Source organism: Oceanivirga miroungae (genome assembly GCF_902505095.1).
GTDB classification, from domain to species: domain Bacteria; phylum Fusobacteriota; class Fusobacteriia; order Fusobacteriales; family Leptotrichiaceae; genus Oceanivirga; species Oceanivirga miroungae.
In genome coordinates, this window is the sequence record NZ_CABWIB010000001.1 from 1,174,148 (window position 1) to 1,188,111 (window position 13,964).

Genomic DNA, 13,964 nt, shown 5'->3' on the forward strand with positions numbered 1-13,964 from the left:
CTTTATTTTTCTGTTTTAGTTAGAACCATATATCCATCTTTAGTAACTACTATATCATCTTCTATACGAACTCCAGCAATTCCTGGCTTATATATCCCTGGTTCTATTGTAAATACCATATTTTCTTCTAATAAATCAGATGTAGCACTTGATACATCTGGATATTCATGTACTTCTAAACCTAAACCATGTCCTAGTCTATGGTTAAAATACTCACCGTAACCTTCTTTTTCTATAATATCTCTAGCTATTTTATCTAAATAACTAAAACTAACTCCTGGTTTTACATGTTTTATTGCTTCTTCATTAGCTCTTTTTACAATTTCATATATTTTTTCAGCTTCTTTTTCAGGTGTTCCAAAAAATATTGTTCTAGTTTCATCACTTGCATAACCTTCATACCAAACACCTAAGTCAAATAAGGCAAGATCCCCTTTTCTTAGCTTAGTTTCTCCACTTTCTCCATGCGGATTTGCTGCGTTTTTACCAAATAAGACAATGGTATCAAATGACATATTAACAGCATATCTTTTTTTCATTTCAAATTCAATTATACTTTTTAATTCAATTTCTGTAATACCTTCTTTTAAATTTTCACGAGCTATTAAAATAGCTTCATCTGCTAGATTTGCTGCCTTTTTTAATTTTTCTATTTCATCATTTGATTTATATTTTCTCATATCTATTATATGTGAACTAATACTTTCTACATGAGAAACATTAAATTCAAAGCTAATTCTCTCTAACCAATCAACTGTCATATAGTCTTTTTCTATTGCTATTTTTTCTAAATTACCAGTTTTATTTTGTAATTTTCTAAATCCATTTTCAGTATCTAAATATGATACTAATTCAAGCTCTACTTTTAACTTTGCCTTTGCACTTTCGTATTCCATTGCAGGCACTAACATTGCTAGACTGTCTTTTTTTATTACTAAAGCTAATAATCTTTCATGTGGATCACAGTTAAAATTAGTTAAATAGTATATGTTTGTAGGCTTTGTTATGATAGCTGAATCTAAATTATTTTTTACTAAGTATTCTCTTATCTTATTTATCTTATCCATAATACTCCTTTTATTTAAAAAGGGGCAAAGCCCCTTATTTTTTATTTTCCTAATATATATCCAAAGTTAACACTTATTGGCATTATATGTTGTCCTCTTAATTTTTTACCTTCTAATTCTTTACTTATATTTCCTTCCCATAGCTGTTTATTTTCATATCCTATTCTTGCACCTATTTTAATCCTATTACTTACCTTAGTTCCTAAAGTAAGTCCTACTCCTGATTCTACTCCTTTTGATAGTACTTTAGTAGTAGCTTCGCTAGAATTATCATATTTCAACGATTTTAAATAAGCTATTCCTTTAACTATACCATCAATTCCTATATATATTACTTCTGAATTTGGTATTCTAAAGTTTAAATCCATTTCTACTCCAGCACCACCTTCAAGACCATATACACCAGTTGCCCCAGATGCTGAATTATAATTATCCACATTTAATTGTGCTCCTAAATTTATACTAGGTCCCATTGTTACTGAAAATACATTACTAACTGGTACTGTCCATTCAGGTCTATATGCAACTGAAATAGCACTGTATTCATTCCAATGCACTACCTTATTATCATTTGAATCTACTTTTTCACCCTCAAAAGACTTTATTTGATTTTTTTTATCAAATCTCATACCCATAATTGTAACTGAACCTTCTAATCTATGTCTAGGTCCTACTGTATCTAATGCGAATGTATTCATACTAGCTAAAATAAAACCTACAACAGTTCCTATTATTAACTTTTTTTTCATATTTTTTCTCCTTTTTTAATTAACTAAGTAAATTATACTATTTTTAACAGTATATTGCAACTACTTAAAATCTATTTTACTAATAACATCTTTTAAGACTTTTTTAGACTTAGCTAGTTGTTCTACTTCAAGTTCATTAAATTCTGGACAAACTTTCATAATTTGTCCTGTTCTACCTACTATATTAGGTACAGAATAGTAAATATCTTCTATTGGATTATATGTAGATATAGTTAGTATAGTTTTTTCATCTCTTAGTATTGCTTCAACTATTCTTCTAACAGCTAAACCTATTGCATAGTTTGTGTATCCTTTTTTTCTTATAATTTCATAAGCTGAATGTTTTACTGCTTCTGTTACTGTTTTTTTAAGTTCATCTAACTCAACATTTTCTCTTTTTGCATATTCATCTATTGATAAAGGCCCTATGCTAAGTGCACTCCATACTGGAAATTCACTATCACCATGTTCTCCTATTATATATCCATGAATAGATCTTGCATCTATATCAAATATTCTAGCCAGATTATATTGCAGCCTACTTGTATCTAAAACTGTTCCACTTCCTATTACTCTATTTGCAGGGAAGCCACTTAACTTATATGTTATATATGTTAATATATCTACCGGATTTGATACTACTAAAAGTATTGCATTAGGAGAGTATCTAACTATTTGAGGTATCATAGTTTTGAATATAGATAGGTTTTTATTTATTAAATCCAATCTAGTTTCACCATCTTTTTGACCTACTCCTGCTGTAATTATTACTATATCAGAATCTTTTGTATCTTTATAGTCTCCTGCTGTTATTTCAGTAGCTTTTAAAAATGCAGCACCATGAGCTATATCTAATGCTTCTCCTTGTGCTTTTTCTTTGTTTATGTCCACTAATACAATATTTGAAGCTAATCCACTTTCAGAAACTGCTAATGTTGTAGCAGATCCTACAAATCCTGCTCCTATTATTGAAACTTTATTCGCTCTTTTCATTATTCTATACTCCATTTCCTTAATTGATTATAGATTTTACACCAAAATTTTTATTTTATCAATCTGAAAATGCTTGTTGATATTTCTTTTACTATATCCAAATCATGAGATATGAATATAAAGGTAGTGGCATATTCTTTATTAAAGTAAAGTATTAAATCAAGTATTTTTTGCTGTGTCGTAAGATCTAATGCTGATGTAGGCTCATCTGCTATTATCAGTTTTGGTCTTAATATCATAGCCTCTCCTACTACTACTCTTTGCCTTTGCCCTCCTGATAAATCTTTTGGATATTTATACTTATATTCACTTAATTCTAGTATATCTAGCATTTCATTTACTTTTTTTTCTATATCTTTTTCTTTATTTACAATTAAAGGCTCACTTAATAGCTCATATATGTTCATAGTTTCATCTAGTGAACTATATGGATCTTGAAATATCATTTGAATATCTCTTATTTTTCTTTCTTTTAAGTCTTTTTTATCGAATAGAATTTCACCTTCATCATATTTAGTAATTCCTATTATTATTTTACCAATAGTAGATTTTCCTATCCCAGATTTACCTATAACTGAAAATATTTCACCTTTTGATACTTTAAAACTTATATTCTCAAATATTACTTCCTTATCATATACTTTTTTTAAATTTTTAACTTCTAAAATTGTATAGTCTAGTTTATCTAATTCTTCTTTTAACTTTTCAATAGGTAATCCTACTACATTGTAATATGAACCATCATATGATTTAACAAAATTGCTATCTTGTATTCCATAAGAACCTGCTTTATCTAATGGATTCATATTTTCCACATAATCTACTATTTCGTTTTCGCTTAAATCTCTAAACTCTATATCGGTTCTATCATAAAATGTTTTTATAGTTTTCCCTTTTTTTATACTAACTCCTGTTAATACATAATGCTTTTTCCCAGATAACATCTTTAAAGTATTTATAGCCTCCAACTTATCTTTTGGCTTACCTAGTATCTTATTATCAAATACAACCACAGTATCTGCTGCTATACATGTGTCATCTATATCTACTGCTAATACCTTCATTTTAGATAGTTTTTTTACAAATTTAACTGGATTTTCCTCATCTATATTCTCATCTATATCAGGGACTACAATTTTAAAATCCTTTATTATTTTTTTTAAAAGTTCTTCTCTTCTTTTAGAGGCTGACATCAGTATCATTATAGACTTCCTTCTAGCGTATCTAAATCTTTTAAGCCTTTTTTAGCTATAATATCTGAGTATATTTTTTCTACCAAGTTAAAATCTAAAGTTTTAATGTATTCTAAATATATCAAGTTGGTTGTATATGAATACGACTTGTGTTCTCCAATTAGGTATGCTCTAGCTGGTGCTACATCATCTATGTCAATTTGTCTTACAAATTTACTAATTTTTGGATATTTACTATGAAACTCTTTCTCCCAATTCATAACAATTTCTTCAATTTTAGATATTACTTTATTCTTTCTTTCATCTTCTTCTGGTAGATACATCTTGATTTTATCAAACTCATCTTTATGAGTATATTCCATCATATATGCATACTTTTCAAATAAAGGGTTTGTATTTGAAATTCTAGCATTATGCAAATCTTTTAAATAGCTATAGCAAACATTTCTACTTAAATTTTCCCATTGGCTTGATCTTGTTATTAAAAATTCATTTTTATTATCCTGACAATTTGCTCTTCCTCCAACATTATTTAGGTTTGTAAATAGCTCCCATTCAATATCTAAAATTTCTTTTATTATTCTATCTTTATCATCCATTTTAATCCCTCCAACAGCCAAGACTTTTTATACTTTCATCTTTTATTCTACTTTGAATAACATCACCATAATATCCAATAAAATCTGCTATTCTTATTACCACATCTTCTTCTTCTAATTTATCTATAATATCACTTGATATTTTATCCATAGTATTAATCTTATCGTTTGTAGATAAGCTATTATCAACTAAGCTATTTATTAAATCATACGCTTTTTTATCAATCTCTAATAGCATTTTATGATGCCATTTATAGTATGGTGCATATCTTTTATGAATTAAAAAATACATTTCTATTGAGTTTTGAATAAATATTGATAAGGCTTCATAAGCTGCAACATTTTCATGTCTTTTAACCATTCTTTCATAGTTAACATATGAACTATTTATCTGCATACATCTTGTTGCCATCATATTAAATCTAATATCTCTTGGATAAAATTTAACTTTTTCTCTTAATTTAGTAAGGCTACCATCGGTATCATAAAAAACTTCACCATTTGTAAAAGAAGATAATAAGTACTGTGGAATATTTCTATACTCTATATCAGAATTAGGACCACTTTCACTTCCTAAAAAACTAAATACATATTCAGAAATATCAAGTACACCTCTTCTATTTTTTCCCCATACAGTTTCATCTAATAACTTATACCCCATAAAAGTCTTATCTAAATTATTTATTATTTCATTAAATTTTTCTTTATATTTAACATAGTTTTCATGAGATAAAAGAATAACTGGCATAGCACTAAAATCATGATCTTGTGATATATTATCATCATAACCATAACATTCTGAACCATAACCAAATAGACCACAAGCATATGGTATATTTAATTCATCAAACTTGCTTTTTAATACCTCGTTATAGAATTTACGAGATAACTCCATTCCTTTCATTTTTCCTCCAAATTTATTTTCTTACTTTCCAATACCCACTACGATTTGAACCTATTCTTTCTATAATATTTTTCTTTTATTTACAATGTTTTTATACAATTATTATACCATATTTAGTGATATATATAAATAAATTTGGAATTATTTGTACTTTAAAGATGGTTTCATATACAATAAGAGAAGATAGTAAAATAGAACACAAAATTATATACAACTATCCACTTACAGCATTTGAAGAACTTGCAACCAATGCTATTTTACATAAAGAATATGATACACCTGAATACGTGGGTATTTATGTATACAAGGATAGAATATCCTTTGTAAACCATAACAGACCACTTCCACCAATTACAATAGAATCATTATAAAGAACTCAAGGATATGTTTTTTTCACTTAATTTAATAGAATCTTATGGTTCAGGAATAAGACGTGCAAAAGATGCTTTGATTAAAAATGGTTCTCCTAATCTTAAATTCTACCCAGACAATGAAAAAGATAATTATACAAATGCTGTTATGAGTATCAATGCTGAATTTCTAAAAGAATTTAATGGTAGCACTGCCCAAGAAACTACTCAAAAGATGAAAACAGAAAATTATATAGAGGATATAATTATAAATATGATGATAATTAACCCAAATATTTCAGCAAGAGAGAAAGAGAAGGTTCTAAAAAATATGGTAAATGGATAGTGATAAACTAAAATACATAATTTAAAGGTGTTAAGAGTAAAATCTAAACACCTTTATTGGTATTTAAAATTTATTGTGTGAATCACACAATAAAAATTTACTTTTTAAACATCATTTATGCCACAAGCAACTAGAAATTTTAGGTTTTCTATGCTACTATTAGGTATGTATTGTGAAGGAGGAAATAAAAGTGAAATCAAAAATATTAACTATACCTGCTATTAAATGTAATAGCTGTGTTGAAAAAATTACAAATGTCTTATACTCGTTTCCTGAAGTAGAGGAAATTTCAGTAGATTTAGATGAAAAAACAGTAGAAGTTATTTTATCAACTGATATTTCAGATAATGAATTAAAAGGGATTATAAAATCTGCTGGTTCTTACGAAGTTACGGAAATTAAATAATATGGTTTATGCTCTATATTTAATCGATGAGAATAAAAAATATATATTTGATAATTGGTTGGAATGCAGTAATAATATTAAGGGTAAAAAGGCTAGGTACAAAAAATTTAAAAATGAAATGGAAGCTAAAAAATGGTTAGATGAAGGTGCAAATTATGAAACTTATACTAAGCTTGATTCTGATGCTATTTATTTTGATGCAGGTACTGGACGTGGTATAGGGGTTGAAGTAAGAGTAACTAATCATTTAGGTGCTTCTATTTTAAATGAAATAATGCCAAAAGAAAAAATAAATGAATTTGGCAACTACTTACTAGCACCTAATAGAACAAATAACTTTGGGGAATTGTGTGGCCTTTTTATTGCACTAAAGTATGCAAAAAAATATAAGGTAAAAAAAATATATGGTGACAGTGAATTAGTTATTAAATACTGGTCAAAAAGAATATATAACGAGAAAAATTTAGAAAAAGATACAATTAAGCTAATCATTCAAGTTAGCGATATGTATAGTGAATTTATACAAAATGGTGGAGAGCTAAAAAAAATATCAGGAGATATTAATCCTAGTGATTTAGGTTTTCACAAATAGGAGAGAAATGGAAGAATTATTAAAGCTAAGCTCTACAAAATTAAAAGAATTAGCTAAAGAATACGAAATAGATGGTTATAAGCAGATGGTAAAATCTGATTTAATAAATAATATATGTGTTAAAATGGCACAAGACGAAGGTAAAATATATACCTTTGGTAGACTTGATATACTGCCAAATGGTTATGGTTTTATTCGTGATAGTGATATAGGGTCTGATGTATATGTATCAGCATCTCAAGTTAAAAAACTAGGTTTAAGACAAGATGATATCATATGTGGAGAAGTAAGAGTCCCTATTGGTACAGAGAAAAATTATGGTTTAATTAAAATTGAGTTTATAAACTCAGATAGTATTTTAAAAGCTTTAAATAGACCTGTATTTGATGACTTAATACCTACTTACCCAAATAAAAGATTAAATTTAGGTGAAGGTAGCATAAGCTCTAGAATAATAGATTTAATATCTCCTATAGGTTTAGGTCAAAGAGCATTAATTGTAGCACCACCTAAAGCTGGTAAAACAACTTTATTAATCTCTTTAGCTAACGATATTATTAAATACAATAAAGAAATTGAACTTTGGATACTACTAATAGATGAAAGACCGGAAGAAGTTACAGATATTAAAGATAATGTAAAAGAAGCTGAAGTTTATTCGGCTACTTTTGATGAAGATCCTACAGTACATATTAATGTAACTGAAAAAGTTTTAGAGCAAGCAAAAAGAGAAGTTGAAAAAGGTAAAAATATAGTAATACTTATGGATTCTATAACAAGACTAGCTAGATCATATAACGTGGTACTTCCTAGTAGTGGTAAGATAATATCAGGTGGTATAGATCCAAAAGCACTATACATGCCAAAAAAATTCTTTGGTTCTGCTAGAAATATTAAAAATGGTGGAAGTCTTACCATAATATCAACTGCTTTAATAGAAACTGGAAGCAAAATGGACGAGGTAATATTTGAAGAATTTAAAGGTACCGGTAATATGGAAATAATATTAGATAGAAGCTTACAACAGCTAAGACTATTTCCTGCTATAGACGTTAATAGAAGTGGTACTAGAAAAGAAGAACTATTATACACTAAAAAAGAACTAGAAGATATTTGGAAATTAAGAAGAAAATTAGCAAAATGTAATGATGCTGAAGCAATTAAATACTTACTTGATTTAATTAAACAATTTGAATCAAACGAGGAATTAATAGAAAATATTAAATATGAGCTAATATAGGGAGTGATACATAAGTGCCAAAAACTTTTAATTTTTTATTATTGCAAGCAGCATATTTTTCACTGTTTTGCACTTCTTACGTTTTTTTAAACCCAGCACTTGCTGAGAGAAATTTTACTATATCTGAGATTGGATTTATACTTACTTTCTCAGCTTTTTTATCGATAATTTTTCAACCAATGGTTGCAAAATTAATAAACTATTTTAAAATTGTTACAAATAAAAAAGTTCTAATATCTTTTATGCTAATTTCTATAATAGCAACTATAGTATCTAGTTTATCAACTAGTTTGTACACTGTCACTGTAATGACTATTATATTAATAAGTTCACTATTAACTGCACAAACCTTTGTTTATACCTTCATATTTGAATATATAAATAGTGGGGTAGATATTAACTTTGGATTAACTCGTGGAGGAGGATCAGTTGCTTTTGCAATAACTTCTTTACTAGTTGGAATTATAGCTAAAAATTATGGCTTTTCTTTTATATCCATAGTAAATATATTCTTAGAATTATTAGTTCTGTTTATACTATTATCATTTAAAGAGCTTAAGGTACAAAATATACAAAAAGATGAAAAAGTAAAAAACACAAATTTTAATGAATTTAGAAAAAAATATAGAAAGTTTTTATTCTTTTTAGTTGGTGTATTTTTAATACTTGCAACACATAACGCTTTTTCAGCGTTTTTAATAAATATCGCCAAAGAGGTTAATAGAACTTCGTCATTTGTTGGATTTTCATTTTTCTTAGCAGCAATGCTAGAACTTCCAGTAATGTCGTATTTTAACTATTTTAGAAAAAAATATACTAACTATGTTTTAATATACATAGCAGTTATTAGTTTTACTGTAAAAGCTATTACTCTTTTAATAGGTCTTGTTTTAAAAGATTCTAATATTATTCTTTTATCTCAATTTATGCAAATGTTTGGATTTGCAGTTTATCTTCCTGCATCTGTATTTTATGTAAATAGAATAATGGATGATAAAGATAAAATAATAGGGCAAGCATATTTAGGAGTTGCAGGAACATTAGGTTCTATATTTTCAGGCTATGTAGGAGCTAAATTAATAGAATCCTTTGGAACTACATACATGGTTTTATCTTTTACTCTAATATCACTAATCGGGACAATAATTATTATTATGAATTTAGAAAAGGAGCACTAAAATGAGTAAAAACTTATTTTTAAAAGGTATTATACTATGTGTAATTAGTGCAATTTTTTGGGCTGTCGGGGGTAATTTTACTCAATATATATTTATTCATTCTAATTTTAATTTTATATCTCTAACATCAATTAGAATGCTAGTATCTGGATTAGCACTAACAATAATAGCAATTTTATCAAATGGATTAAGTCCATTAAAAGAAATGATGAAAAATAAGAAGATAATAGTTTCGCTTTTAATTTATGCAATATTTGCACAAGTTGGACTTCAAGTTCCATTTTTTGCAACAATAAAGTATAGTAGTGCTGCATTTGCAACACTAATCGGAACATTTGCACCTGTTGTAGTAATATTTTACTATGCTATCACAAATAGAAAATTGCCTAGAAAATTAGAAATGTTTTTAATTCTAGTTATGCTACTTGGAATCTTTTTTGTAATAACTAGTGGTAATATTCGTGCAATAGTAGTTGATATTAGAGCTGTCATTTGGGGATTTATATCTTGCTTTGCTTACTCATTTTATTTAATTTATGCTAAAGTATTTGAAAAATACCCTAGCTCATTTATAGTAGGAATTACTATGATACTAGGCGGACTATTTTTAACTCCCTTTACAGACTTTAATATGATAGCAGAAAATATATTGAAAAAAGATATCCTAGTATTTTTCATATTATTGATTATAATTGGAACTATAATTCCATTTAACTCTTTTTTAGAAGCAACAAAACATATAGGAGCAAAAATAGCTTCAATACTAAGTGTATTAGAACCTATTAGCTCGCTATTTATTACAATATTTATCTTCAATGAAAAATTTACAATAATACAACTAATAGGTGCAATACTTGTAATTATTGCAGTTATTATCTTAAGTTCTATTGAGGATTAAAAAAGACTGTTACAAATTGTACAGCCTTTTTTATTTTATACTTTATTTTTATTCTTTAATTTAGCAACTACAAATATTAATATAGAAAATAATATGAATAGCTCAGAAAGAGTTGCAAAATTAGGTATGAAAAATTGTGCATCAAAACCTGCAAAAGCTTCTTTAAATAGACTTACTGAATATTTCATAGGTATAAAAGGGAAAATATCTATAAAAAGTTTTGGAGCAGTTTCTATAGGGAATGTTCCAGCGCTTGCTGATATTTGTATAATTAATAAAATTATAGTTAAAAATTTTCCTATGTCATCAAATGAAATGATGAAAAAGTATACCATACTAAAGAATGCTAAATCGCTAATTATCATACTAGCTAATAATATAGGAAAACTTAAGTTTGAAAAATTAAAATTTACAGTTACAAGTGCTGATAAAATAAATGATTGAATTAATACTAAGCCTAAATAAAGACCATATTGTTTTATCTTATTTTTGTAATTTCTATCAAATATACCAAATCTATCTTTTGCATCGTAATACATGACTACTATTATAACTAAAGAACCTACCCATAAAGATATAGACATAAAGTAGGCAGCAAAAACTGTACCATAATTATCAACATTATCTATATCAACTATTTTAAGAGAAACAGAATTTTCAACAAAATCATTTAAGTTTTTAAGTTCTTTTAGTTTTTTATTAGCTTCCTTACTAGAGTGATTTACAGCTAAATGAGCTTCTCTAATACCATTATCTAATTTTTTAGAATAGTCTTTAAATTGTGTTAGAGCATTTTTTATAAGGGCTGATGACGAACTTAGTTTTTCACTTCCTGAGTTTAGTTTATCTATACCTTCTTTTAGTTTGATTCCACCTTCATTTATTTGATTTTTAACATTATCTGTTTTAACTTTTTTAGCACCATTATATAGTTTTTTGAAATTAGAACTTATTTTAAGTAAAGGGAAACGATCTCCAAGACTCACTACACCTTCAGATATTTTATCTAAACCATCTACAGCTTTATCTACTCCATTTCTATATTTATCATATCCCGTATCTAAAGTTTTAAGACCATTATCTAACGAATTTACTCCCTTGTCAAATTCTTCATACTTTCCACTTAAAGTTTTAATACCTTCATGTATTTTACTTGACCCATCATTTATTTTACCAAGTCCTACATTTAACTTTGATACTTTATTAGCTGAGTCCTCTATACCTTCATTTAATTTTTTTACTACTTTAGCCCCAACTTTTTCTTTTATACTATGCTGTATTTCTATAGCAACTTTTTCATATATTTGAGAAGCTATAAAATTATACTTTTTATTTGAATGGTAAACTATTTCAGTCTTATTCAAATGTTCTAAATCATAAGTAAAGTTTTCAGGTATGCTTATACTTGCATAATATTTTCTATCTTTAACGCCTTTATTCGCTTCCTCTATACTATCAAGAAATTTAATATCCATTATATTACTATCAACTATCTTATCAACTATATCTTTTCCAACTTCACCTTTATCTAAATTTACTAAAGCTACTGGAATGTTTTTCATATTGCTATAAGGATCCCAAAATGCCTTTAGAAAAAATAGCACATAAAAAAATGGTATTATCATTATAACTGCTGTTATAACTATAGGTTTAATATATTTTTTATTAATTTTCATCTTTATTATCACCTCTTAATATATATTTTGTAGTTTTTCCTACTCCAACTTTTTTAATCTTATTATTTTCTTGTAGATTTTTTAAAGCTCTTTCTATAGTTCTTTGACTAATATCAGGACAAAGTTGTATTATATCTTCTTTAGATACAGGCTTTATTTGCTTTATTATTTGCCTTAAAACCTTTTCAGAAGAAGATAGATTATCCTTAGCTATATCTAAAAATTTGTTATTTACTATATCATAAGCCTTATAAATTAAATCTAAAAAGAAATTTATAAATTCTTTACTATCACTTTTTTTAATACTTTTTTTATACTCTTCTTTATTTTCTTCAATTAAATATGAAATACTTATATATTTTCCTATAAAAAATCCATTTTTAAATAAAAGTAGTAGAATTATAAGCCTAGCTATTCTTGCATTTCCATCTTTAAAAGCTTCTGCTTTAATAAATCTAAATAGTATTTCAGGTATATATATTAAGGGATTATTTTCCCCCTTTATACTAAATTCATAATATTTAAAAATATCCTCTATATTTTTAATTTCCAGGTCATTATAAGAAAAAATCATATTATGTAATTTAATTAAAGTGTCTTTATTAAACGGTATATTATCATAGTCAGACATTATATACTCTAGTGCTAAGCTATAGCCCATTACCTCTTTTTCATTAGTATTTTTAGGGACAATAGATTCTTCCATAAGTCCTTTTAACCTGTTATTTAAAATACGATAATTTGCTTTTGTACTTTGTATTTTTGTCATTTTAGCCATTCTATCAAGAATATTTAAGTACATAGATGCATAAAGCTCTTGTCGCCCTTTTAATTCGTATATTAAACATAATTTATTTATTTCATTATTCATATAAGCTCCTTTTTAATTTACTTAGCCATTTTACACCTTTTGGCTGATAAAAACAATAAAAATATTTAAAAATTGACAATTTTTTTTAAGGGTATATTATTCTACATAAAAGAAAGCTTTAGAAATTGTGAAAGGAAATATATAAGATGGTACTTGAATTATTAGAAAAAAGAAGCTCAGTTAGAAAGTTCACTGAAACTAAAATTTCAAACGAAATAAAAGAAAAGTTAGAGAAGGCATTTATCCTTTCTCCTACAGCACAAGGAATGCAATCATGCTCTGTTATAGAAATAACAAGTAAAGAAATGAAAGAAAAACTTTCTGAAATTGCAGGACAAGCATATATTAGAGATGTTAGTTTAATATATATATTTATAGTAGACCACTATAAATATATGAGTATAAAAGATGAAAAGATTAAAAGTCTAGGGATAAATTATCTAATTAGTGGTCATATAGATGCAGTTATAGCTGCACACTCTATGTATTTAACTGCTGAAGATTTAGGTCTTTCGGGATTTTACTCAACATTTATAGTAAAAGATACTAATAAAATAGTAAATTTATTAAAATTGCCTAAATTTACTTATCCTGTAATGGGTTTATGCTTAGGTTATAAAAATGAAGAGCCTATGAAAAAGCCTAGACTAGATAAAAAATATAGAATATTTAGCAATCATTATAAAATTTACGAAAATTATGAAGAAGAGTTTAAAGACTATGATGAAAAATTAAATGAATATATAGATTTAAGAAATCCAAGTAAGACTATAGGGAAATTTACAGATATTATAAAATCTCAAAAAATCTTTAAAGATAATAAGGAAGAAATAAGAAAACAAGGTTTTGAAATTTAAAAAAACATGCACCTAAACTTTTCACATTTTTGTGTCTAGTTTATT

The 13,964-nt window shown here is 26.7% G+C and carries 16 protein-coding genes; 8 read left to right on the forward strand and 8 right to left on the reverse strand.

The window, feature by feature from the left end; all coding sequences use genetic code 11:
* Nucleotides 1–2: 2 nt before the first annotated feature.
* Genes OMES3154_RS05685 through OMES3154_RS05715 form a run of 6 tightly spaced genes read right to left on the reverse strand, consistent with a single transcriptional unit; the run spans nucleotide 3 to nucleotide 5,505 of the window.
* Nucleotides 3–1,067 (reverse strand): M24 family metallopeptidase, encoded by a 1,065-nt coding sequence (locus OMES3154_RS05685; RefSeq protein ID WP_156683821.1) that lies wholly within the window; start codon nucleotides 1,065–1,067, stop codon nucleotides 3–5.
* Between the two features lie 41 nt (nucleotides 1,068–1,108).
* On the reverse strand, nucleotides 1,109–1,816 hold the full coding sequence (locus tag OMES3154_RS05690) for a hypothetical protein (protein WP_156683822.1): 708 nt from the start codon (nucleotides 1,814–1,816) through the stop codon (nucleotides 1,109–1,111).
* A gap of 60 nt (nucleotides 1,817–1,876) precedes the next feature.
* Nucleotides 1,877–2,809 carry an L-lactate dehydrogenase gene (locus OMES3154_RS05695; protein WP_156683823.1) on the reverse strand — a complete coding sequence of 311 codons (933 nt, stop codon included), beginning with the start codon at nucleotides 2,807–2,809 and terminating at the stop codon, nucleotides 1,877–1,879.
* A gap of 50 nt (nucleotides 2,810–2,859) precedes the next feature.
* Nucleotides 2,860–4,011, reverse strand: coding sequence for a Maf family nucleotide pyrophosphatase (locus OMES3154_RS06470; protein WP_197271518.1), 1,152 nt, complete (start codon nucleotides 4,009–4,011; stop codon nucleotides 2,860–2,862).
* Nucleotides 4,011–4,601, reverse strand: coding sequence for a DUF4125 family protein (locus OMES3154_RS05710; protein ID WP_156683824.1), 591 nt, complete (start codon nucleotides 4,599–4,601; stop codon nucleotides 4,011–4,013). The genes OMES3154_RS06470 and OMES3154_RS05710 overlap by 1 nt, the downstream gene beginning before the upstream one ends.
* A 1-nt stretch (nucleotide 4,602) precedes the next feature.
* A complete protein-coding gene (locus tag OMES3154_RS05715) occupies nucleotides 4,603–5,505 on the reverse strand; it encodes a DUF4037 domain-containing protein (protein WP_156683825.1) in 903 nt (300 codons plus the stop codon).
* Between the two features lie 116 nt (nucleotides 5,506–5,621).
* Here OMES3154_RS05715 and OMES3154_RS06475 point away from each other — a divergent pair, with 116 nt between their 5' ends.
* The 7 genes from OMES3154_RS06475 (at nucleotide 5,622) to OMES3154_RS05745 (ending at nucleotide 10,515) form a co-directional block, all read left to right on the forward strand.
* Nucleotides 5,622–5,876: a hypothetical protein gene (locus tag OMES3154_RS06475; protein WP_197271519.1), complete on the forward strand. Its 255-nt coding sequence runs from the start codon at nucleotides 5,622–5,624 to the stop codon at nucleotides 5,874–5,876.
* Nucleotides 5,877–5,889: 13 nt separating this feature from the next.
* Entirely contained in the window at nucleotides 5,890–6,201 is a 312-nt protein-coding gene (locus tag OMES3154_RS06480; protein ID WP_197271520.1) for a putative DNA binding domain-containing protein, read from the forward strand.
* Between the two features lie 190 nt (nucleotides 6,202–6,391).
* Entirely contained in the window at nucleotides 6,392–6,607 is a 216-nt protein-coding gene (locus tag OMES3154_RS05725) for a heavy-metal-associated domain-containing protein (RefSeq protein WP_197271521.1), read from the forward strand.
* A 1-nt stretch (nucleotide 6,608) separates the two neighbouring features.
* Entirely contained in the window at nucleotides 6,609–7,199 is a 591-nt protein-coding gene (locus OMES3154_RS05730) for an RNase H1/viroplasmin domain-containing protein (RefSeq protein ID WP_156683827.1), read from the forward strand.
* 7 nt (nucleotides 7,200–7,206) lie between these two features.
* Nucleotides 7,207–8,439: a transcription termination factor Rho gene (gene rho, locus OMES3154_RS05735; RefSeq protein WP_156683828.1), complete on the forward strand. Its 1,233-nt coding sequence runs from the start codon at nucleotides 7,207–7,209 to the stop codon at nucleotides 8,437–8,439.
* Between the two features lie 14 nt (nucleotides 8,440–8,453).
* Nucleotides 8,454–9,617 (forward strand): MFS transporter, encoded by a 1,164-nt coding sequence (locus OMES3154_RS05740; RefSeq protein ID WP_156683829.1) that lies wholly within the window; start codon nucleotides 8,454–8,456, stop codon nucleotides 9,615–9,617.
* Between the two features lies 1 nt (nucleotide 9,618).
* Nucleotides 9,619–10,515, forward strand: coding sequence for a DMT family transporter (locus OMES3154_RS05745; RefSeq protein ID WP_156683830.1), 897 nt, complete (start codon nucleotides 9,619–9,621; stop codon nucleotides 10,513–10,515).
* A 35-nt stretch (nucleotides 10,516–10,550) separates the two neighbouring features.
* Here OMES3154_RS05745 and OMES3154_RS05750 read toward each other — a convergent pair whose 3' ends face one another.
* Together OMES3154_RS05750 and OMES3154_RS05755 are read right to left on the reverse strand one after the other, a co-directional pair.
* Nucleotides 10,551–12,191, reverse strand: coding sequence for a YhgE/Pip domain-containing protein (locus OMES3154_RS05750; RefSeq protein WP_156683831.1), 1,641 nt, complete (start codon nucleotides 12,189–12,191; stop codon nucleotides 10,551–10,553).
* Nucleotides 12,181–13,062, reverse strand: a complete 882-nt coding sequence (locus OMES3154_RS05755; protein WP_156683832.1) for a Fic family protein — start codon at nucleotides 13,060–13,062, stop codon at nucleotides 12,181–12,183. Before OMES3154_RS05755 ends, OMES3154_RS05750 begins: the two co-directional genes overlap by 11 nt.
* 146 nt (nucleotides 13,063–13,208) lie before the next feature.
* Here OMES3154_RS05755 and OMES3154_RS05760 point away from each other — a divergent pair, with 146 nt between their 5' ends.
* Nucleotides 13,209–13,919, forward strand: a complete 711-nt coding sequence (locus OMES3154_RS05760; protein WP_156683833.1) for a nitroreductase family protein — start codon at nucleotides 13,209–13,211, stop codon at nucleotides 13,917–13,919.
* Nucleotides 13,920–13,964: the final 45 nt, after the last annotated feature.